This window comes from Breoghania corrubedonensis (genome assembly GCF_003053845.1).
GTDB lineage: Bacteria > Pseudomonadota > Alphaproteobacteria > Rhizobiales > Stappiaceae > Breoghania > Breoghania corrubedonensis.
The window spans coordinates 62,724-83,963 of record NZ_QAYG01000002.1; the positions used below are offsets into that span (position 1 = coordinate 62,724).

General features: G+C 63.2%; 21 protein-coding genes. 14 read left to right on the top strand and 7 right to left on the bottom strand.

Annotation, left to right across the window (positions count from 1 at the left end):
- The first annotated feature begins 192 nt into the window (after positions 1–192).
- The 9 genes from C8N35_RS08235 (at position 193) to C8N35_RS08280 (ending at position 8,631) form a co-directional block, all read left to right on the top strand.
- The gene (locus C8N35_RS08235) at positions 193–987 is read left to right on the top strand and encodes an ABC transporter ATP-binding protein (protein WP_107989212.1); all 795 of its coding nucleotides are present in this window, start codon (positions 193–195) and stop codon (positions 985–987) included.
- Positions 980–1,705, top strand: coding sequence for an ABC transporter ATP-binding protein (locus C8N35_RS08240; protein ID WP_107989213.1), 726 nt, complete (start codon positions 980–982; stop codon positions 1,703–1,705). Before C8N35_RS08235 ends, C8N35_RS08240 begins: the two co-directional genes overlap by 8 nt.
- Positions 1,705–2,601 carry a branched-chain amino acid ABC transporter permease gene (locus tag C8N35_RS08245; protein ID WP_107989214.1) on the top strand — a complete coding sequence of 299 codons (897 nt, stop codon included), beginning with the start codon at positions 1,705–1,707 and terminating at the stop codon, positions 2,599–2,601. Before C8N35_RS08240 ends, C8N35_RS08245 begins: the two co-directional genes overlap by 1 nt.
- The gene (locus C8N35_RS08250) at positions 2,598–3,629 is read left to right on the top strand and encodes a branched-chain amino acid ABC transporter permease (RefSeq protein ID WP_107989215.1); all 1,032 of its coding nucleotides are present in this window, start codon (positions 2,598–2,600) and stop codon (positions 3,627–3,629) included. The genes C8N35_RS08245 and C8N35_RS08250 overlap by 4 nt, the downstream gene beginning before the upstream one ends.
- 17 nt (positions 3,630–3,646) lie before the next feature.
- Complete coding sequence (locus C8N35_RS08255; RefSeq protein WP_170122049.1) at positions 3,647–4,810, top strand: ABC transporter substrate-binding protein; 1,164 nt, start codon at positions 3,647–3,649, stop codon at positions 4,808–4,810.
- A gap of 108 nt (positions 4,811–4,918) precedes the next feature.
- A complete protein-coding gene (locus C8N35_RS08260) occupies positions 4,919–5,701 on the top strand; it encodes an N-formylglutamate amidohydrolase (RefSeq protein ID WP_107989217.1) in 783 nt (260 codons plus the stop codon).
- Positions 5,698–6,588: a MurR/RpiR family transcriptional regulator gene (locus C8N35_RS23595; RefSeq protein ID WP_170122050.1), complete on the top strand. Its 891-nt coding sequence runs from the start codon at positions 5,698–5,700 to the stop codon at positions 6,586–6,588. Before C8N35_RS08260 ends, C8N35_RS23595 begins: the two co-directional genes overlap by 4 nt.
- A gap of 36 nt (positions 6,589–6,624) precedes the next feature.
- Positions 6,625–7,938, top strand: a complete 1,314-nt coding sequence (locus C8N35_RS08275) for a glutamine synthetase family protein (protein ID WP_107989219.1) — start codon at positions 6,625–6,627, stop codon at positions 7,936–7,938.
- 66 nt (positions 7,939–8,004) lie between these two features.
- The gene (locus C8N35_RS08280; protein ID WP_107989220.1) at positions 8,005–8,631 is read left to right on the top strand and encodes a cysteine hydrolase family protein; all 627 of its coding nucleotides are present in this window, start codon (positions 8,005–8,007) and stop codon (positions 8,629–8,631) included.
- 124 nt (positions 8,632–8,755) lie between these two features.
- On the opposite strand, the gene C8N35_RS08285 is transcribed toward C8N35_RS08280, so the two are convergent.
- Together C8N35_RS08285 and C8N35_RS08290 are read right to left on the bottom strand one after the other, a co-directional pair.
- On the bottom strand, positions 8,756–9,457 hold the full coding sequence (locus tag C8N35_RS08285) for a creatininase family protein (RefSeq protein ID WP_107989221.1): 702 nt from the start codon (positions 9,455–9,457) through the stop codon (positions 8,756–8,758).
- Between the two features lie 30 nt (positions 9,458–9,487).
- The gene (locus C8N35_RS08290) at positions 9,488–10,414 is read right to left on the bottom strand and encodes a GntR family transcriptional regulator (RefSeq protein ID WP_170122051.1); all 927 of its coding nucleotides are present in this window, start codon (positions 10,412–10,414) and stop codon (positions 9,488–9,490) included.
- 218 nt (positions 10,415–10,632) lie between these two features.
- On the opposite strand from C8N35_RS08290, the gene C8N35_RS08295 reads away from it, so the two are divergent.
- From C8N35_RS08295 to C8N35_RS08315, 5 genes are all read left to right on the top strand, one after another.
- Positions 10,633–12,213 carry an ABC transporter substrate-binding protein gene (locus tag C8N35_RS08295; protein WP_107989223.1) on the top strand — a complete coding sequence of 527 codons (1,581 nt, stop codon included), beginning with the start codon at positions 10,633–10,635 and terminating at the stop codon, positions 12,211–12,213.
- A gap of 81 nt (positions 12,214–12,294) precedes the next feature.
- The gene (locus C8N35_RS08300; RefSeq protein WP_107989224.1) at positions 12,295–13,233 is read left to right on the top strand and encodes an ABC transporter permease; all 939 of its coding nucleotides are present in this window, start codon (positions 12,295–12,297) and stop codon (positions 13,231–13,233) included.
- Positions 13,230–14,084 (top strand): ABC transporter permease, encoded by an 855-nt coding sequence (locus C8N35_RS08305; RefSeq protein ID WP_107989225.1) that lies wholly within the window; start codon positions 13,230–13,232, stop codon positions 14,082–14,084. The genes C8N35_RS08300 and C8N35_RS08305 overlap by 4 nt, the downstream gene beginning before the upstream one ends.
- The gene (locus tag C8N35_RS08310) at positions 14,084–15,079 is read left to right on the top strand and encodes an ABC transporter ATP-binding protein (protein WP_107989226.1); all 996 of its coding nucleotides are present in this window, start codon (positions 14,084–14,086) and stop codon (positions 15,077–15,079) included. Before C8N35_RS08305 ends, C8N35_RS08310 begins: the two co-directional genes overlap by 1 nt.
- Entirely contained in the window at positions 15,076–16,089 is a 1,014-nt protein-coding gene (locus tag C8N35_RS08315) for an ABC transporter ATP-binding protein (protein WP_107989227.1), read from the top strand. Before C8N35_RS08310 ends, C8N35_RS08315 begins: the two co-directional genes overlap by 4 nt.
- A 96-nt stretch (positions 16,090–16,185) precedes the next feature.
- On the opposite strand, the gene C8N35_RS08320 is transcribed toward C8N35_RS08315, so the two are convergent.
- The 5 genes from C8N35_RS08320 to C8N35_RS08340 all read right to left on the bottom strand — a co-directional run bounded on the left by C8N35_RS08320 (position 16,186) and on the right by C8N35_RS08340 (position 21,156).
- A complete protein-coding gene (locus C8N35_RS08320; protein ID WP_107989228.1) occupies positions 16,186–17,700 on the bottom strand; it encodes an amidase in 1,515 nt (504 codons plus the stop codon).
- 104 nt (positions 17,701–17,804) lie between these two features.
- Positions 17,805–18,506 (bottom strand): ABC transporter ATP-binding protein, encoded by a 702-nt coding sequence (locus tag C8N35_RS08325; RefSeq protein ID WP_107989229.1) that lies wholly within the window; start codon positions 18,504–18,506, stop codon positions 17,805–17,807.
- The gene (locus tag C8N35_RS08330; protein ID WP_107989230.1) at positions 18,503–19,234 is read right to left on the bottom strand and encodes an ATP-binding cassette domain-containing protein; all 732 of its coding nucleotides are present in this window, start codon (positions 19,232–19,234) and stop codon (positions 18,503–18,505) included. Before C8N35_RS08330 ends, C8N35_RS08325 begins: the two co-directional genes overlap by 4 nt.
- Positions 19,231–20,289 (bottom strand): ABC transporter permease subunit, encoded by a 1,059-nt coding sequence (locus C8N35_RS08335; protein WP_107989231.1) that lies wholly within the window; start codon positions 20,287–20,289, stop codon positions 19,231–19,233. Before C8N35_RS08335 ends, C8N35_RS08330 begins: the two co-directional genes overlap by 4 nt.
- Entirely contained in the window at positions 20,290–21,156 is an 867-nt protein-coding gene (locus C8N35_RS08340; protein ID WP_107989635.1) for a branched-chain amino acid ABC transporter permease, read from the bottom strand.
- Between the last annotated feature and the right edge of the window lie 84 nt (positions 21,157–21,240).

Below are 21,240 nucleotides of genomic sequence, written 5' to 3' on the forward strand. Positions count from 1 at the left end.
AATAGAGATAACAACTTGAATCACCCAACGGTATCATCAGTCTGCCGCTGATGTCGGCAAAATGGATTCAAATTGGGCGGCGATTGCCGTTCATTTGGTCAATCGACCAATGTAACAAATCATACATGCCTGTTACGATCGCTAACGAATAGAACAGATCGAAGCGCACTTCCGCGTGCGAGGAACTGACCTATGCCAAGCGATAACGGCGCCCTGCTGTCCGTCCGTCAACTCAACAAGAGCTTCGGCGGGATCAAGGCCCTGTCCGGGGTCGACTTTGAGATTCCGCAAGGCGTTCTGGCCGGTCTCATAGGGCCGAACGGATCGGGCAAGACGACCGCCTTCAATCTGGTTACGGGTGTCCTGAAGCCGACCTCGGGACAGATCGTCTTCCGCGCCGTCGACGTGACGGGCAACGCCCCGGAACGCAATGCCGAACTGGGCATGGCCCGCACCTTCCAGAACATCCGCCTGTTTCGCGACCTGCCCGTCATCGACAACGTGATGGTCGGCCTGCACATGCGCAACGGGCCCGGCTTCTGGTCGACGGTTCTGGGCCTGCCGCGCGCCTCGATCGCGGAACGCAACATCCGCAAGGAGGCGTTGGAAGCGCTCGAGGTCCTGGGGCTTGCCGACAAGGCGCACCAGATTGTCGCCAACCTGCCCTATGGCGACCAGCGCAAGGTCGAGTTCGCCCGCGCCCTCGCCACCAAGCCGCAACTGCTGCTGCTCGACGAGCCGACGGCTGGGATGAACCCGCAAGAGACGGCCGATCTTGGCAAGACGATTTCGAAACTCCACAAGGACCTCTCCCTGACCGTTCTTCTGGTCGAACACGACATGAAGATGGTGATGGGGATCTGCGAAGAACTGACGGTCATCAATCAGGGAAAGATGCTGGCCTCCGGCACGCCGCAGGAGATCCAGAACAATTCCGCCGTCATCGACGCCTATCTGGGCCGCCGCCGCGAGAAGCACGATGCTTGACCTCGAAGACGTTCATATCAACCGCGGGGGCACCCATGCCGTGCGCGGGGTCTCCCTCACTGTCGGGCGCGGCGAGATCGTATCGCTGATCGGTGCGAATGGTGCGGGCAAGACGACGACGCTTGCCGCCATCTCCGGACTGTTGCGTCCGCGAAAGGGGAAAATACTCTTTCGCCCGCAAGAAAACGCGCCGGCCATCGATCTGACGACCATGAAGGCGGAACAGATCGTTGCCGCGGGCATTTCCCACTGCCCCGAAGCAAGGCAGATCTTCGGGAATCTCAGCGTCACGGAAAACCTGAAGATCGGCGCCTATCTGCGCAACGATGCCGATGGCGTGGCCAGGGATCTCGCCGACATCCACGCCCGGTTTCCGATCCTTCACGAACGCGGCTCCGTGCCGGGCGACAAGCTCTCGGGTGGCGAACAGATGATGCTCGCCATCGGCCGCGCCCTGATGAGCCGGCCGAAGCTGATCCTGTTCGACGAGCCCTCCCTCGGCCTCGCCCCCATCCTCGTGGAGCAGATCTTCGAGATCCTCGAAACCATCCGTCGGGACGGTGTGACCGTTCTGCTGGTCGAACAGAATGCGTCCATGGCCCTGGAATTTTCCGACCGCGCCTACGTGATCGAGGCGGGCGAGATCACGCTCGCCGGCACGGGCAAGGAACTCGCATCCAACAGCGACGTCCAGCGCGCCTATCTGGGAGCCGCCTGATGACCCTTCCCTATCTGATCGACCAGCTCGTCAACGGCCTGATCCTCGGCAGCATGTACGCGCTGGTCGCCATCGGCTTCTCGATGATCTACGGCATCGTCCGGCTCATCAACTTCGCCCACGGCGACATCCTCACCATCGGCGCCTTCGCCGGGCTGGCGGCCTTCGCCTCCGCCGACCTGCCCTTTCCCGTGGTGATCCTGATCGTGCTCGTCGCCGGGGCCGTCGTCGGCATGGTGATCGAGCGCACGACCTTCCGTCCGATGCGCGGCTCGCCGCAGGTGACCGGCTTCATCGCCTCGCTCGCCGTTTCCATCATCCTGGAAAACCTGGCGATCATGATCCTGTCCGCCCAGCCGCGCACCTTCCGCATTCCGGCCTACCTGAACGCGCTCGTCGATTTCGGCCCCGTCTCGATCCGGGTGATCGATCTGATGATCGTTGTGCTCGCGATTGTCCTGGTGATCGCGCTGACGTCCTTCGTGCGCTTCACCAAGGTCGGCATCGCCATGCGCGCGACAGCGGAGAATTATGATGTCGCACGGCTGATGGGCATCAACATCAACCGCATGATCATGCTCGCCTTCGCCATTGGCAGCGCGCTCGCCGCCGTCGCCGGGCTGATGTGGGGCAGCAAGTACGGACAGATCAGTCCGCTGATGGGCGTCCTTCCCGGGCTGAAGGCCTTCGTGGCCGCCGTTATCGGCGGTGTTGGCTCCATTTCCGGCGCGGTTCTGGGTGGCTACATCCTGGGGCTTGCGGAAGTGCTGTTCGTCGGCCTGCTGCCGCCCGCCCTTTCCGGCTACCGCAACGCCTTCGTCTTCGGCGCGCTCATCCTCGTGCTGCTCGTTCTGCCGAACGGCCTGCTGGGCCGCAACACGGAGACACGGGCATGAGCGACCGCGACACCTTCCTGCCGAAGTTCGCCGCCCTTGCCCTCATCGGCGCAGGCCTCGTCTTCTGGGCGCGCTCGGTCCTCGACCCCTATGCGCTCTCCATCGTCATGTTCGTCGGGATCAACGTGATCCTCGCGGTCAGCCTCAACATCTCCAACGGCTTCACCGGCCTGTTCTCGCTGGGCCATCCCGCCTTCATGACCATCGGCGGCTACATGACCGCGATCCTCGTCATGCCCGCCGCCCGCAAGGGGCTGATGCTGCCCGACCTGCCGGCCTTTCTGGCGGGACAGGAATGGAGCTTCCTTCCAGCCCTTCTGGCCGGCGGGTCCCTCTCCGCGCTTGTCGCCGTCATCGTCGGCTTTCCCGTCCTCAGGTTGCGCGGACACTATCTCGCGGTCGCGACGCTGGGCCTCATCTTCATCGTCCAGAGCCTCGCGGTGAACCTCGACGGCGTCACCCGCGGCGCGCTGGGCCTCAGCGGCCTGCCGTCGCTCACCACCACCTGGTGGGTCTACGGCTTCGTGCTGCTGACGCTGTTCGTGTGCTGGCGGCTGAAGCATTCCTCGCTCGGCCGCACCATGCTCGCCATCCGCGAAAACGAGCTTGCCGCCGCCTGTCTCGGCGTCAGGGTCGCGCGCACCCGGGTCTTCGCCTTCGCGCTCGGCGCCTTCTTCGCCGGCATCGCCGGCGGTCTGTGGGTGCATGTGGTGACGCTGATCAGCCCGGACAGCTTCTCCTTCGGGTTGGCGTTCCAGCTCGTCGTGATGGTCGTCGTCGGCGGCACCGGTTCGATCACCGGCGCCAGCATCGTCGCCGCCGTCCTCACGCTTGCCACCGAGTTCCTGAAACCGGTCGAGGAGAGCCTGAACCTCTACGGCGCCAGCCAGATCGCCATCGCGGTCGGCGTCATCCTCATCCTCATCTATCGTCCCGCCGGCCTGTTCGGCACAGCAGAGCCCCAACCGCTGAACCTCATAAAACGACTGGGCAGCCGGCACACCTCACCCGCCAACTCACCTGAATGAACAGAAAGGCAATCCCCATGCAGACTTGGATCAAGGGTTTGGCATCGGCAGCCGTGGGCGCGCTCATCGCGGCCTCCGCAGGCTCCGCCCAGGCGGCCGACCCCATCGACATCGTCGCCCTCTACAACCTCTCCGGCGGCGGTCAGGCCTCCCTCGACGTGCCCTCGCTCAACGGCGTCAAGCTGAAGGCGAAGATGATCAACGAGGCCGGCGGGCTGCTCGGCGGCCGGATGCTGAACGTCACCGCCTTCGACACCAAGGACGACACGCGCGAGGCCGCCACCGCCGCCAAGCGCGCCGTCGCCATGAAGGGCGTCAGCGCCGCGATCGGCTTTTCCGACACCACCTACGTGCTTGCCGCCGCCCCGCTCTTCCAGACCGCCGGCATCCCGTTCGTGACCTCCGGCGCCACCTCTCCCGACCTGCCCGTCATGGTCGGCGACGAGATGTTCCTCGTTCCCTTCGGCGATGACGTCCAGGCCGAGGCCATGGCCGAATACGCCTACAACAAGCTCGGCATCCACAAGATCGCCATCTGGACCGACCGGGGCATGGATTACACCACCGGCCTGACCAAGTACTTCACCAAGCGCTTCGAGAAGCTCGGCGGCAAGGTCGTTCTCTCCGACGTCTTCATGACCTCCGACCAGGACTTCTCCGCCCTCGTCTCGCGCCTGAAGTCCACCAAAGGGGTTGAGGGCGTCTATGCCGCCTCGGGACCCGATACCGCCGGCATCATCATCAAGCAGATCCGCGAAGCCGGTCTCGACCTGCCGATCATGGGCGGCGACGGCCTCGACACCGACCTCGTCGTCTCCGTCCCGGGCAAGGAAATGGCCACCGACGTCTACTTCACGACGCACGCCTATGTCGGCCTCGACACCGGCCCGGCCAACGAGTTCCGCAAGGCCTACACCAGGGAATACGGCCACGAGCCGGAGAACGCCTTCGCCGCTCTCGGCTTCGACGCGATGGGCGTCGTCGCCAACGCGATCGAGAAGGCCGGCTCCGCAGACCCGGCAGCCGTCACCAAGGCGCTCGCCGCGACAAAGGACTACGAGGGCGTCACCGGCGCACTGACCTATCCCGAAGGCAGCCATGTCCCCTCCAAGCCGGTCGCGATCATGCACGTCGACAAGGGCAACGTCGATTTCGACGAGACGGTGACCCCGCAGGACTGACGATCGTTCCACACAGCTGTCCCGGCCGGCGACCGGCTCCGCCCGGCCGGCCGGGATCCTTCAGATCATCGCGGACATCCCGTCCGCCTGGGAGACTTCAACTTCAACATGACCGACGGACTTTTGCGCGACGGTGATTGCGCGCCATTCGCGATGGAAAATCCGGGCTCGACCTCGCCCATATTCCTGACGTCCGACCATGCGGGCCGCGCCATTCCGAAGCGCCTGGGATCCCTTGGGCTATCACAGGAAGATCGCGGCAAGCACGTAGCCTACGACATCGGCATCTACGGGGTGACCACCCGGATCGCCCAGGCGCTCAAGGCGACCTACATCTATCAACCGTATTCCCGCCTCGTCATCGACTGCAACCGCCTGCCCGGCAACGCACAGTCCGTGGCGCCGGTCAGCGACGGTGTCCGGGTTCCGGGCAACGTGGATCTCGCACAGGCTGACATCGAGGCCCGCCAGAACGAGATCCTGATGCCCTATCAGGACGCGATCGCGCGCACGCTGGACGAGCGCGAGGCGGCGGCCCTGCCGACATTGTTCTTTGCGATGCACAGCTGCACCCCGGTGATGGGATCGATGCCGCCGCGCCCCTGGCATATCGGCGTCATGGCTGTCGACGACTGGCGCATCGGCGACGAGCTGATCGCGCTTCTGGAAAAAGAGACCGATTTCTGCATCGGTCGCAATCAGCCTTATGAGATCAATCCCGCAACCGACTACACTGTGCCCGTCCACGCGATCGCACGGCGCCTGCCCTATGTCGAGATCGAGATACGGCAGGACCTCATCGGCGAGGAGAACGGTCAGCGAGAATGGGCGGCGCTTCTGAGCGACATTTTCCCGCGCGCGATCGCGAATTCGGAGATATTGGCCCATTGAGCACACATGGAAGCCAACCGGCGGACGCGCCGTCTTCAGGCCACTCCCTTCAGGAGCGGGTGCGTCAGCAGCTGACACGTTTCACGGATGCGGAACGCCGCGTCGCGCAGGCGCTGCTGGCGGACTATCCCGTGGCCGGTCTGGAGACCGTCGCCCGGTTCGCCAAGCGGGCGGGCACGAGCGGGCCGACGATCCTGCGCTTCGTCTCACGCCTGGGCTTCCAGACCTATGCCGATTTTCAAAACGCCCTGCACGAGGAAATCCACGTCCGCCTGCAGGGCCCGCTGACCCGCTACCCCTCCCAGGGCCATCCGGAAAAGCGGGACCTGACCGAAAACGTCACCCAGGCTCTCGCGGACAATATCTCGAAAGTCGGCAAGACCTTCCACCAGGACGACCTTCAGGAGATCACCGCGCTGCTTTGCGATGAAGCGCGGACGGTCTTTTTTCTGGGCGGCCGCTTCAGTCACATACTGGCGACGTACTTTCATCACTATATGAGGGAGCTGCATCCCAGGGTACGGCTCGTCAGGGACACCAGCGCGGCCTGGGCCGACTACCTGCTGGACGTCAAGCCGGGCGATGTCCTGGTGACGTTCGATTTCCGGCGCTATCAGGCCGACGTTCTGGAATTCGCCAAGGCCGCAACGGCGCAGGGTGCGACGATCATCCTGATCACCGACGTCTGGTATTCGCCCATTGCCTCCCTCGCCCACAAGGTCGTCGCCTGCCCGGTCGAGATCCCCAGCGCCTTCGACAGCGGGGTCGCGGGACTTGCGACCGTCGAAATCATCGTTTCCGCCGTAGTCGAGGAACTCGGCACGGATGCCAAGGAGCGGATGACCACGCTGGAAGGTTTGCGCAAGTCGTTCCGGCTCGGCCAATAGACACAGCCCTCACCTCTCATTCGGGATACGCCTGCCATGATCCACGAAGACCTCACCATGTTCTGCTACGCCGACCTCTCTGGCGCCGTGCGTGGCAAGGGCCTGCCCGCCAACCTCGTCGAAAAGCGCCTGACAAGTGGTGTCGGCTGGACCCCCACGAACATCATGTACACCGCGATAGGCACGATTGCGCCCTCGCCCTTCCTCTCGTTCGGCGACGTGATGCTGAAGGCCGACCCGAGCACCCGTGTGGAAGTCGATTTCGAGGACGGCACGCCCGCGGAGCGCTTCTATCTCTGCGATGTCACCAACACCGACGGCAGCCGCTGGGACTGCTGTCCGCGCAGCGCACTCAAGGACGCGGTCGAGGCCTTGCGCAAGGAGACGGGCCTCACCTTGAAGGCGACCTTCGAGCACGAGTTCGTCTACGAGGGCGCCAATGCGGGCGCGGCCGACATGTACGCGCTGGAGGCGATCCGCAAGCACGGCGCGTTCGGCGAAACCTTCCTCGCCGCGCTGTCGCAGGCGGGCGTGGAGGTGGACAGCTACCTGTCCGAATTCGCAGCCGGCCAGTTCGAAGTGACGATGCCGCCCTGCGATCCGCTTGCGGCCTGCGACAAGGCCATCATCGTCAAGGAGATGGCCCGCGCGACGGCCTGGCGGCTCGGCTCGTCGGTCAGTTTCTCGCCACGCCTTTCCCCCAACGGACTGGGCAACGGTGTGCATGTCCATTTCAGCCTGTGGGACGAGAACGACAAGCCGGTGAGCCACGACGCGGACGGCCCGCTCGGCGTCAGCACGCCCGCTCAGGCGTTTCTGGCGGGCATTGTGCGGCACATGCCGGCGCTTCTCGCCTTTACCGCCCCCTCGCCGATTTCCTACCTGCGCCTGATTCCGCACAGCTGGACCGGTGTCTGGTCGAATATCGGCCTGCGCGACCGCGAGGCCGGTATTCGCATTTGCCCGACATTCGGCCCGGCGGAAAAGGTCGCCCGGCAGTTCAACTTCGAATACCGCGCCGCGGACGCGACCGGCAATCCGTACCTGATGATGGCAATGATCCTGCAGGCCGGCCGGCTGGGACTGCGCGACAAGCTGCCCATGCCCGAGCCGACCGTGAATGTCGATCCGGAGGAAATGAGCGAGGACGATCGCAAGAAGAACAACATCGTCCGTCTGCCGGCAAGCGTGGGCGAAGCGCTGGCCGCGCTGAAGGCCGACGAGGAGTTGGCCGAGTGCCTGCCGCCCGCCCTGCTTGATATCTTCGTGACCAACCGGACAGCGGAAGAAAAGCTGTCGGCGGGATGGTCGGCCCAGGAACTCTGCGAGCGATACGCCCGGGTCTACTGATCCGCGCAGCGCCTGACCGGCCGGCCACGCGCCGGCCGAAACTCACCCATCGAGAGAGCGATTTTCATGCAGCGCGAACAAGATGCACGGCTCACCCGGATCAGGCCGTTCGATCCCCAAAAGACATGTCTTCTGCTGATCGACACCCAGAACTGCGTCTGGAACGACGACGTCGCGGCCCGTTTTCCCGAGTTCGACGCCACCATCCGCACCACGGTGCTTCCCAACCAGAAGAAACTCATCGCGGCGTTCCGCAAGGCGGGCGGCGAGGTCATGTACACGGTCATGGAAAACCTGACCAGGGACGGACGCGACCGCAGCCTCGACTACAAGCTTTCCGATTTCTTCATAGCCAAGGGATCGTGGGACGCTCGGGTCCTCGACGAGCTCGCGCCCGGAGACGACGACATCGTCCTGTCGAAGACCTCCTCGGGCGTCTTCAATTCGACCAATATCGAATACGTCCTGCGCAACATCGGCATCGACACGGTGGTGATAACCGGATTTCTGACCGACCAATGCGTCGATCATGCCGTGCGCGATGCCGCCGATCGCGGCTTCTATCCGATCTGCGTGTCGGATGCTTGCGCAACCCATTCGAAGGAACGTCACGAGACGGCGCTGAACGCCTTCAAGGGCTATTGCCGCACGGTGACAACGCAGCAGCTCATCAATGAACTGGGCGACGCCTGACGCCCCGTTCGCGGGATAATCAGGCGGCAGACCCAATGGCGTTTTTCTCCGCTCGCCCCCAATCACGGGCGAGCGGACAAGCGCCTTCGATGCCTCTCACCGATGTCTCTCACCGGCCGCAGGCTCAGTTCCACGGTCCTTCGATCAGGTCGCGTGTCTCCGCCAGACCAGCCTGCCAGACCGCCAGCATCTCCTCGTCCGATTTCTGATAGACGCCGCCGAAATTTCCGTCGCCAATGAGGTCCCGGACCGCGGCAGGTCCCTTGACCCGCATCCTTGCGAAATCGACGAGCGGCTTTTTCTTCTCCGGCTGTTCCACGCCCGCCAGACGCGTCCAGGGGAAGTTCTCCATCCACGATGCGTGGGAGGCGAGTGGGTCGATTTCCTGCACCTTGGCAAGGGTCCGGGGGGCATTCCACCAATTGTGGAATTTCACCGCGACATCCGGATTGTCGCCCATCCATTCGGCGATGAAATTGGCCGCCGGCTGGTTGCCACCATGGCCGTTGACGATCAGGACGCGCCGGAACCCGTGCTGTTTCAGGCTGTCGAGAATATCGCGCACAACCGCCAGATAGGTCGAAATCCGCAGGCTGACCGTGCCGGGATAGGCCATGAAGGACGGCGTCACACCGTAGGCCACAACCGGGAACACGGGCACGCCGAAAGGTTCGGCCGCCTCGCCCGCCATGCGCTGCGACAGGATGCTGTCCGTTGCGAGCGACAGATAGGCGTGCTGTTCCGTGGAGCCGAGAGGAAGAACCGCCAGATCATTGGTCTTCAGGTAGTCCTCGACCTGCGGCCAGTTCATATCGCTGATTTTCATGAAGTTTCCAGTTTCTTCTTGTTGAGGCGTTCACGCGGTGTGCGTCAGCAGGGGTTTCAAGACACGATCGACGTCGGCCGGATCCGGGATGTGCCGGTATTCGAACATGAACGTGCCCGGGCGGGCCATCTCCGCTGTCTTCTCCGTTCCCGTTGCATAGACCACCGCGTCGCAGACCTTCAGGTGGTCCGCCACCATCGGATCATCGAAGTTGATCGCCGTCACGTTCGTCACATGGGACGCGAAGCGCCGCACGGCGGAGCGAAAGCTCGGAAGAAAATCGGGGAACTGGGACAATACGAGCAAGCGGGCGGTCGGCATGAGCGATGCCAGCTGCATGCGGGTCGTCTCCGAGGGGATGAAACGAATGGTCACGATCCGTGCCGAAGGCATGAGCTGTTTCAATTCCTTGTGGCGGTTCGTGAACGTCACCACGCAATCGGAAGATGCCGCGAAAGCTCGGGCCTGGGGATCATGGCGCAGGGCGTCGAGCGTCGTGCCTTCCACAAGCACCCGGCTGCCGAGCTGTTCGCCCAGAAGGCGGCAATAGCTGTTCGTTGCGTCGGGAAACAGGCCCGCCATGACGAAATGCGCCCGAGGGCCGATCCGTTGGCGATAGTCGACCCGTGTCTTCACGATCGTACTGAAGTCGGCAGCGCTGATACCGAGTTCAAGCGCCTTGTCGATCGCCTGGTCGATCTCCCGGTGCAGCGTGTCGATATCGGAATGCTGGGCCGCGCGCGCCTGGGAACTGTCGGTGATGAACGTGCCAGCTCCCTTGCGGGCCTCCACCAGACCTTCCGCCTTCAGCTCACTGTAAACCTGGGTGACCGTCATCGGCGCGACCCCGGCAAGCTTCGCCATCTCGCGCACGGACGGCAGAGCGTCGCCCGCCGTGAGTTCCCCGAACGAGATTGCGAACTCGATCGCGCCCTTGAGTTGCGCGCGGACTGGCATCGCCAGGGATCGATCTACGCGGAAATCCATAAATCAACCTTGTCACAATGGAAATTGTTATATCTCAATATCACAGCTCTCCTCTCATGCGACAGACTTCATCATCCCAAATTATGAGCATGATGGCTAAAATCTGAGCATACTTTGACATTGACAACGATCAGCGTCCGATGAAATCGTTATATTAAACTATATCACCTAGAAGCGAGGGAAATCGCATGAATGCCATGTTCAAGGCGTTGGGGCTGGGCGCGATCGTGCTCGGCGCCAGTCTGAGCGGCGCGGCCGCCGTGGAGCGCGGCGGCATCCTGACCTATGCGCGCCAAGCCGACAGCCGGCTGCTGGATCCCGTCTACAACCAGGGCAACGTGAACATCTGGGTTCTTTCCAGCATGTACGACACCCTCATCCTGCCGACCGACGACGGCAAGGGGCTGAAGCCCGGCCTGGCGACGAACTGGCAGGTTTCCAAGGATGGCCTGACCGTTACGCTGCATCTGCGCGACGACATCAAGTTCTCCGACGGAACGCCGATCACGGCCGAAGACGTTCGCTGGTCACTGGAGCGCGCCGCCAATCCCGAGCATGGTATCTGGAACTTCATGCTGGGATCGATCGACAACGTCGAGGCCAGGGACGAGAAAACCATTCTGCTTCACCTGAAGCACACAGACCCCGCCATTCTCCCGGCGCTGTCCGTCTTCAATGCCGCCATCATGCCGGAAAAACAGTATGAGGCGACGAAGGGCGCGAGCGACGAGGACAAGGCGAAAACCTTCGCCCAGCATCCCGTTGGCTCCGGCCCCTTCGTCCTGACCACCTGGGAGCGCGGCTCCTCCATGAAGCTGGCGCGCAATCCCCACTACTGGGCCAAGGGTGAGGACGGCAAGCCTCTGCCCTATCTCGACGGCATCAACTTCGAGATCATTCCCGACGACGCGACCCGCATCCTGAAGCTCCAGTCGGGAGAAATCGACGGGGCGGAGATGATCCCCTACGCCCGGGTCAACGAGCTCAAGCAGGACCCCGCCGTCGACATGGAGCTGTTCCCTTCAACGCGGGTGCAGTACGTGACGCTCAATGTCCGCCCGAAGCTTGAGGGCGAGAAGAACCCGCTTTTCGATCTCAAGGTTCGCCAGGCACTGAACTACGCGGCCAACAAGCAGGCGATCATCCAGATCGTCACCCATGGCGTGGGCAAGCCGATGACGTCGTTCATGTCGTCCGGCACCCCCATGCAAACCGGCACCAAGCCGCTCTACCCCTATGATCTGGCCAAGGCCAAGGCGCTTCTCAAGGACGCCGGCTATCCCGACGGCTTCGAGACCAGCATCATGGTCATCGCCGGCAACCAGGACGAAATCGGCATCGCAACCACCCTGCAGCAGATGTGGAGCCAGCTCGGCGTCAAGCTCGACATCCAGCAGGTGGACGACGGCACGCGCGACACCGTCTATCGAAACGGCACCTTCCACATGCGACTTTCGGTGTGGACCGACGACATTGCGGATCCCAGCGAGTTCGCCTCCTACGCGCTCTACCCGCCCACCATCGGCGCCCTTCACACGGGCTGGTCGAACGACAAGGCGACCAAGCTTTTCGAAGCTTCCCAGCAAGAGCTCGATCCGAAGAAGCGGCTTGAGGAATACGCGCAGATGCAGAAGATCTTCAACACCAGCGGACCGACCGTTCCCCTCTACGAGACGCCCTACGCGGTCGCGTTGTCGAAGAACCTCCACGGCTTCAATCAGATCCCGCTCGGCAACAACATCTTCCGCTGGGCCTGGTTGTCCAGGTAACGCCCACACGAGTTGACACAGACGGAAGACCGGGATCCCCCGGCCTTCCGTTCGTCGCTACGCAGAAGGGGTGCCGTTTCGTTGGCCAGTCTGAGCTTCATCCTCCGCCGCATCCTTCAGATGATCCCCACGATCCTCTTCATTCTGGTCGTGACCTTCGTTCTCGTGCGCCTCCTGCCCGGAGACCCGGCGACGGTGATGCTGGGAGACCGCGGCCGGGAGGCGGACATCGCCCGCATCAATGCCCAGCTTGGCCTCGACAAGCCACTGGTGGTGCAATTCCTGTATTTCATCGCGAACGTGTTCAGCGGCAATCTCGGCAATTCCATCGCCCTGCGCGTTCCCGTCACCACACTGCTGGTCGAACGCCTGCCCGTCACCTTGCTGCTGACCGGCATGGCCGCCGCCATCGCCGTCATCTTTTCCGTTCCGCTCGGTTTCTGGGCAGCACTTCGGCAGAACCGGGCGAGCGACACGATCATTCGCGGAACGTTCCAGGTCGGCCTTTCCATGCCCGTCTTCTATGTCGGGCTCCTGCTGCTGATCTTTTTCGGCGCGCACCTGCACTGGTTCCCGATCGGCGGCTACGGCCACGGCTTTGGCGACCATCTCTATCACCTGTTCCTGCCCGCCGTGACCCTGGCGCTGAGCCTTTCGGCCGTGCTGATGCGCAATCTCAGGTCCGCGATCCTCAATGTCATCGATGCGGAATACGTGGACTTCGCCCGCTCCAAGGGATTGCGCGGCTACGTGATCCTGGTGCGCCACGTCCTGCGCAACGCCGTCATCTCGACCGTCACCCTGTTCGGCCTGCAGGTCGGCGTCCTGCTCGGCGGCGCCGTCATCACGGAAACGGTCTTCGCCATTCCCGGTGCCGGGCGGCTGATGATCGACAGCATCTACGGCCGCGATTATCCGGTCATCCAGGGACTGACGATCTCACTGGCCATCGTCGTGTCGCTCATCTTCCTGGCGACCGACCTCCTCCAGGCCTGGCTCGATCCGAGGATCATGCGATGAGCGATATTGCGACCTCTCAACCCGATGGCGATGCGGGGCGCAAGAAGGGCCGACGCATATCGATTTCGTTTGCCACCGGCATCGTGATCCTGATCGTCAGCCTGATCCTGGCGTTCTTTCCCTCCGCCTTCGCCCCTTACGACCCGAACGTCTTCGACTACAACGCCATTCTCCAGGCCCCGAGTTCGGCCCATCTCTTCGGAACGGACAATTTCGGCCGAGACATGTTCTCGCGCGTGATCCACGCCTACACGCTCGACATGCAGATCGCGGTGTTCGCCACCATTGTACCCGCCATCGTCGGAACGCTGATCGGCGCGTTCGTGGGCTATGTCGGTGGCATCACCGAGAGCGTGTTCGGCCGCATCGTCGACGCCACCATCACCTTCCCTTTCCTCGTACTGGTCATCGCGATCGTGTCGGTTCTCGGGCCCGGTCTGATCAACATGTACATTGCCGTCGGCATCATCGACTGGGTGTTCTACGGCCGCCTGACGCTTGGAGAGATCAAGGTGCAGAAGCGTCTCGATTATGCCGCGGCCGGTCAGGTGATGGGATATCGCCCCAGCCGGATCATCTTCCGCCATCTGCTGCCCAATTCGATGACGCCCGCGCTCGTCTACTGGATGACCGACATGGCGCTCTGCATCCTGCTCGGCTCCAGCCTCGGCTACCTCGGGCTCGGCGCGCAGCCCCCGGCGGCCGAATGGGGCGTGCTGATCGCCGACGGCAAGAACTTCATGACAAGCGCCTGGTGGATCTCGGTTTTCCCCGGCATCGCCATCGTTATCACGGGGCTGGGCTTTAGCCTTCTCGGCGATGGTATCACCGAGCTGCTGAGGACGAAGTGATGGCCGAGACAGCCCCCGTCCTGAAGGTTCGTGGACTAACGACGACGTTCGAAACCGCGCAGGGCCGCGTCACCGCCGTCGACAACGTCGATCTCGACGTCTTTTCCGGCGAGGTTCTCGGCCTTGTGGGTGAATCGGGCTCGGGCAAGAGCGTCACGCTGCGCTCCCTGATCCGCCTCATTCACGCCCCTGGCAGGGTGACCGGAACGGTGGAATGGGAGGGCCGCAATCTGGTCGACCTGCCCGACCCCGCGCTGCGCCGCGTGCGCGGCGGCGAGATCGCGATGATCTTCCAGGAACCGATGACCGCACTGAACCCGATCCTGCCCATTCGGGTGCAGATCGACGAGAACCTGCGCGCGCACACGACCATGGATGCCGCCCAGCGCCGCAAGCGGATGCTGGAGCTGATGGATATCGTCGGCATCCCGGCCGCCGCGCGCCGGCTGGAGGAATACCCCCACCAGTATTCGGGCGGCATGCGCCAGCGCGCGATGATCGCCATCGCGCTTGCAAGCTCCCCCCGCCTGCTGCTCGCCGACGAGCCGACGACCGCGCTCGACGTCACCATCCAGGACCAAATTCTGAACCTCATCCTCGATCTTCGGGAGGAGTTTTCGATGAGCGTGGTCCTCGTCACCCACGATCTGGGTGTGGTGGCGAGCACCTGCGACCGGGTGGCGGTGATGTATGCCGGGCGGATCGTGGAGACCACCTCCGTACACGACATATTCGCAAGGCCGCACCATGCCTATACCCGGGGCCTGATCGGGTCTGTGCCGCGCGGCGGCAGCGAACGCACCATGTTGATGTCCATCGAGGGCACGCCGCCGAGCCTCGCCCACATGCCACGGGGCTGCTCCTTCAACCCGCGCTGCACCTTCGCAACCGATAAGTGCGCAAGCTCCGTGCCCCATCTTGAACATATCGAACCGGAGCACACCGTCGCCTGCTTCCACCATGAAGCGGTCGCTCGTGCGGGAGTGAGTCAATGACGCAAGTGCAAGCGCAGGCCCCGATCCTGTCCCTTCGCGACGTCTCCAAACGCTTCTTCGCCAAGCAGAGGCTGCTCGGCCAGCTAATGGGCGAAAGCCCGCGTTGCGTCCACGCCCTCAACGGGATCGACCTCGATGTCCATGGCGGCGAGACGCTCGGCATCGTGGGAGAATCGGGCTGCGGCAAGTCCACGCTGGCGCGCTGCCTGGTGCGTCTGCTGGAACCCGACACTGGCACCATCACCTTCGAGGGCCAGAGCATCGGCGATCTGAAGCGTGCGCGGCAGCGCACCTTCAACCGCCGCGTCCAGATGATCTTTCAAGATCCCTACAGCTCGCTCAACCCGCGCATGACCGTTCGCCAGATCCTCAAGGAGGCGCTGAGCGTGCACAAGATCAGGCCGAAGGACCGGATCGATGCGCGCATCGCGGAACTGATGGAGATCGTGCGGCTCCCCGCCGACGCGGTCGATCGCTATCCGCGCGAGTTCTCGGGCGGCCAGCGTCAGCGCATCGGCATTGCCCGGGCCCTTTCCGTGGAACCGGAAATCCTGATCGCCGACGAACTCGTCTCCGCGCTCGACGTCTCCGTTCAGGCCCAGGTCATCAACCTGCTGTTGCAGTTGCAGGACGAGCTGAAGCTGACGATCATCTTCGTCGCCCACGATCTGCGGCTGGTACGCCACATCTCGCACCGCGTGGCGGTGATGTATCTTGGGCGGATCGTCGAAATCGCCCCGACAGAGGACCTGTTCACGGCGCCCCGGCATCCCTATTCGAAGGCCCTGCTCGACGCCGCCCCCGATCTCGACCCGGCCAAGCGCAGGAGAGGCGCCGCCGCCCGTGGCGAACTTCCAAGCCCCTTCGACATTCCCCCCGGCTGTCCCTTCAACACACGTTGCGCCCACGCGACGCAAGATTGCAGGCGCCTGCTTCCCGCCCTGACCCCACGCTCGAAGGACCACATGGCCGCGTGCCACAAGGTCGACTTCGGAGCGGACGCCGCCTAATCGCGCCCACGGGCCGCCGCGCATGGACGAACGGAAAGAAGAGGCCGGCCGCAGCCGGCGTCTTCCATGCTTCAGGCCATGCCGCGAGGATGCGCGTCAGAACGTCGTCCAGTCGCCCTCGGCCTCGAACTCAGCGGCCGCCTGATAGATCGTCGCCTCGTTCCAGTCTCTGGCGACCAGCATCATTCCGACCGGAAGATCATCGGAAAGGCCGCAAGGGATCGACATGGCCGGATGCCCCGTCACGTCGAACTGGCAGGTGGTGCCCACCATCTCGAAGGCGCGGGCGATGATTTCCTCAAGTGGCGCATCCGGCTCGGGCAGCTTGGTCGCCACGCAAGGCAGCGTCGGCATCAGCAGCACGTCATATTCGGCGAACCTGGCGTCATAGGCTGCCTTCATGACGCTCGCGAGGTTCTGGCACTTGGCATAGAAGCGCCCGCGATAGTGATCGAGCCCCCACTGACCGACGAGCATCGAGATCTTCAGCGTCTTGGAAAGATCGTCCGCCCGCTGCTTCCACGCCGAATGGGCATCGAGCAGGCCGACGTCGTAGCGCCCCTTCCAGTTGAAGCCCATTCCGTTGCCATGCATCATCTGCGCGGTCAGGCCTTCCAGCGCGATCGGCCCCCAGACAGCAGCCGTCAGCGGATGCTCGGGGATGGAAACCTCCTCCACCGTCGCACCCATTTTTTCGAAACGCGCGGCAGCTTCCCTGACCTTGTCGGCAACGGCCGTCTGCATGCCCGCGGCGGTGAAACCTTCCTTCAGGATGCCGATCTTGAGGCCCGCGGCCCCCTTGCCAAGCGCTTCCGTGTAGGGCGCCACTTTTGGTGAATACTGGCGCGGATCGAACCCGTCGGCCCCGGCGAGCACTTCCAGAAGCAGCGCGTTGTCGGCGACATTGGAGGTGATTGGCCCGGTGTGATCGATGGTCGTCTCGATGGGCATCACGCCCGTGTAGGGGACGAGCCCGTGCGTCCCCTTCATGCCATAGGTGCCGCAATAGGCCGACGGAATGCGGATGGAGCCGCCCTGATCGCCGCCGATGGCCATATCCACCTCGCCCGCCGCCACAAGGGCAGCCGAGCCGGAGGAAGACCCGCCTGCCGAATACCCCATCTTGCGCGGATTGTGGACCGGCCCCGGATCGGAGGTGTGGCTGCCGCCGGAAAGACAGAAATGCTCGCACACCGCCTTGCCGACGATGGTCGCACCTTCATCGAGCATACGGGTGACGATGGTGGCATCAGCTGCCGGAATGAAGCCTTCCAGCGTGGAGGCGCCGTTCATCATCGGCACGCCTGCAAGCGCGACGTTGTCCTTCAGGACCACCGTCTTGCCCGATAGCTTGCCGCTCTGCGCACCCTTCACTTCAGACTTGTAGTACCAGGCGCCGAACTTGTTTTCAGAAGGACCCGGACGATAGCCGGGCGTGCGCGGATAGGCGGTCGCCGGGATCGGATCCGGCAAGGCGTCGATCAGGTCATAGGCATCGAAATTCCCCTGCATCAGGGCGAGATAATCGCCAGCCTCCGCTTCCGACATGGTCATGCCAAGCTTGGCGGCGATTGCGGCGACTTCCGTCGCGGATGGGCGTGTGACGGCCATGAGTTTTCCCTTCTTCCAGATGAGACAGTTCAGTTCAGCGATTTGGTTTGGAGATGCGGCGCAGCCGGGGCCAGGTCAGACCGGGCTCGCGGCGCGCGTATCGGTCAGGCGCAAGACATGGCGATCTTCCCGGCCAGCAGGTCTTCTCGCGCCACCGTGCCGGAAATCTGGCCCTTCTGGATGGACAGGACCCGGTCCGACAGCGAGGTGATGAAGTCGAGATTCTGCTCCACGATGATCATGGAGAGCGACTTGCGTGCCTTCAGGCCCGCCAGTGTCTCGATGATCTCGTCGATGATGGAGGGCTGGATGCCCTCGGTTGGCTCGTCCAGCAGGATCAGATCGGGCTGGGTACAAAGGCAGCGCGCCAGCGCCAGCAATTGCTGCTCGCCGCCCGAAAGCGCCCCGCCGCGCCGGTCGAGCAGCCGCACGAGGCGCGGGAAATCCTCAAGCACCGCGTCGATGATGGAGAGATCCTCCTTCGCCGCGGTCACAAGTCCCATGCGCAGGTTCTCGTAGACCGACAGGGAGGGAAAGATCTCGCGCCCCTGCGGTACGAGCCCCAGCCCCAGGCGGGCGCGATCATGGGTAGCAAGCGCGGTGATATTCCGTCCGCGATAATGGACCGCGCCGCCGGTCGCGGGCAGCGCCCCCATCAGCGTGCGCATGAGCGTGGTCTTGCCCATGCCGTTATGGCCCAGAATGCCGAGATACTCGCCCGGCTCCATGGCGAAGGTAACGCCCATGAGAATCGGTACCCGCCCGTAATTCGCGCGAAGCCCCGCGACCTGAAGAAGCGCGCTCATGCCGCCACCTTCTTTCCAAGATAGATGTCGCGCACCCGCTCGTCTGCGAGCACGGCGGCACAATCGTCCTCCATCAGGATGCGGCCCTGGTGGAAGATCGTGACCTTCTTGGCGATCATCTTGATGAACTCCATGTCGTGCTCGACCACGATCAGCGCCTTGGTGCGGTTGATTTCGCGGATGATCTCCGCGGTACGGCCCGTCTCGTCATCGGTCATCCCGGCGGCAGGTTCATCGAGCAGGATCAGTTCCGGATCGGCGGCAAGCACCGTGCCGATCTCCACCCATTGCCGCTGGCCGTGAGAAAGCTGGCCAACGATCGCATCGGCGATGCCTGTCAGCCGCGCCCGCTCCAGCACCTCGTCCACCGCCTCGCGGATTCTGGGACCCGTGGCATGAGCACGCCGCGCGGCAAGCCAGATATGCTCACGCACAGATATCTCGTTGAAAACATTAGGCACCTGCGTCTTGATGCCGATGCCAAGCCTCGCGATCTCGTGCGAAGCATGCCCTGCAATCGAATGCGTACGGAAGGTGACGCTGCCCGATGTGGGCGTGAGCTGGCCGGTCAGCATCTTGAAGAAGGTGCTCTTGCCTGCCCCGTTCGGGCCGATAAGGCAGCGAAGCTCCATTTCGCCCAGCGTGAAATTCACGTCGTCATTGGCGACCACGCCGCCGAAGCGCATGGTCAGGTTCTTCGTCTGGAGGAGAGGTACAAGCTCACTCATCCCTTCTCTCCTTCCATGGCGGGCACATCGAGGGAGGAGGACGGCAGTGTTGATTTGCGCTGCCCCCACCAATACGCGAGATGCTCGAAGGCCTGCTGGATGGAAAGCACGATTCCCTTCGGCAACAGCAACACGAAGCCCACGAGAATGACGCCCAGAACAAGGTTTGAATTGAAAGTCTGCTGGGTACCGATCTGCGAGACGAGATACTGGATGAGCACGCAACCAAGGATCGGGCCCACCAACGTCCCGAGGCTGCCAACCGTGATCCAGATGATGATTTCCGCCGACAGGCTGAGGCTGAAGATGGTTGGCCCGACAAAGGCGCCCCAGTTCACGTAAAGCGCACCTGCGAGCCCGGCGATCGCCCCGCCGATGACGAAGACGCCGAGCTTGACGAGCCGAGGATCGTAGCCCAGCAGGGCCGCGCGTGTCTCGTTCTCGCGAACCGCTATCGCGATCCGCCCGAAGGTCGATCCGATCAAGAGCCGAAGCCCGAGATAGACCACGATCAGCAACCCGCCAGTTACCCACCAGGCGTGTTCAGGATAGAGAATGTCGCTCGGATCGAACGGCATGTTGAAGGTCTGGATCGCCGGAATGCCGTTGAAGCCGCCAAGACGTACGGAGCCGATGGTGTATTCGTTGCCTGCGGTGGAATTGACCACGTTGAACAGGATCAGCGTCACGGTCAGCGTTATCACGCCGAGATAGACATCCGAGATCCGGCCATAGAAGACGAAATAGCCGAGAGCGCCAGCAAAGAGCGCCGGCACGAGGATCGCCAGCACGATTGCCGGCGTGGAATCCCCGAAATTGCCGACCGCCACCGCATAGGCATAGCCGCCCAGTCCGAAGAAGGCGGACTGGCCAAAGGACAGGATGCCGCCGAAGCCCCAGATGAAGGCGAGGCTCAGCGACAGCACCGCCATGGAGGCGAAAAGCGTGAGCTGCATGACGGTGAAGAGGTCGAGATAGCCCGGAGCCAGCGCGACCACGACGATGGCGACGAGAACGGCGAGTGCTTGCGCGATGAGCTTGTGATTGCGGGTCATCTAGAGCTGCCCCTTGAAGAACCGGCCGGAAATTCCCTGCGGCAGCAGCCGGATGAGAATGATGGCGGAAGTGAAGAGGATGACCTCGCCATAGACCGGCGTGGTGAAGTAGGCGCCGAGCTGGTTGATGAAGCCGAAGAGACTGGAGGCTGCGACCGTGCCCGACAGGATCGCCGCGCCGCCGCCCACCACGGTGATGAAGGCCTTGGCGATATAGGCCGCGCCCATAACCGGCGTGATGCCGGAGACCGGCGCGAGCAGCCCGCCCGCGAGCCCGGAAAGCGCCGCGCCAAGCGTGAAAGTCATCATGTAGATGCGGGCCGGATTGACGCCGAGCTTCGCCGCCATTTCCGGGTTTTGCATGGTGGCACGCGCAATCAGCCCGAAGCGGGTATGGCGCATGAGTGCATAGATTATCCCGGCGGCGACCAACGCCATGGCGAGCAGGAACAGCGTGTAGTAGCTCGTGCGATAGGCCCCCACCGAAAACCCGCCGAGCGGTGTCGGTACGCCCTTTGTCGTGTTGCCGAATATCGTCGTGACGAAACCGACGATGAAGAGGCTCAGGCCCCATGTCGCCAGCATGGAATCGATCAACCGCCCATAGAGAAAGCGGATCAGGCAGCGCTCCACGACGAGCCCGACCAATGCGACGAAGGCTGGCGCGACCACCAGCATGGCGATCCAGATGTTCAGCCCTGCATTGGCCGAGACCACGGTGGCATAGGCCCCCAGCATCACGAACTCGCCATGGGCCAGATTGATGATGCGCATCATGCCGAAAATGATCGCGAGCCCCAGGCAGAGCAGGAACAGCGAGGCCGCGCCATTGACGACGTCGAGCGCCACAATGACCGCAAGATCCATTTCGATCCCCTTGAGATAAGAAGTGAGAACCAGGCCGGACTGGAGGCCGGAAACGGGCACGAGCGACGCGCCTTTACAGCCCTG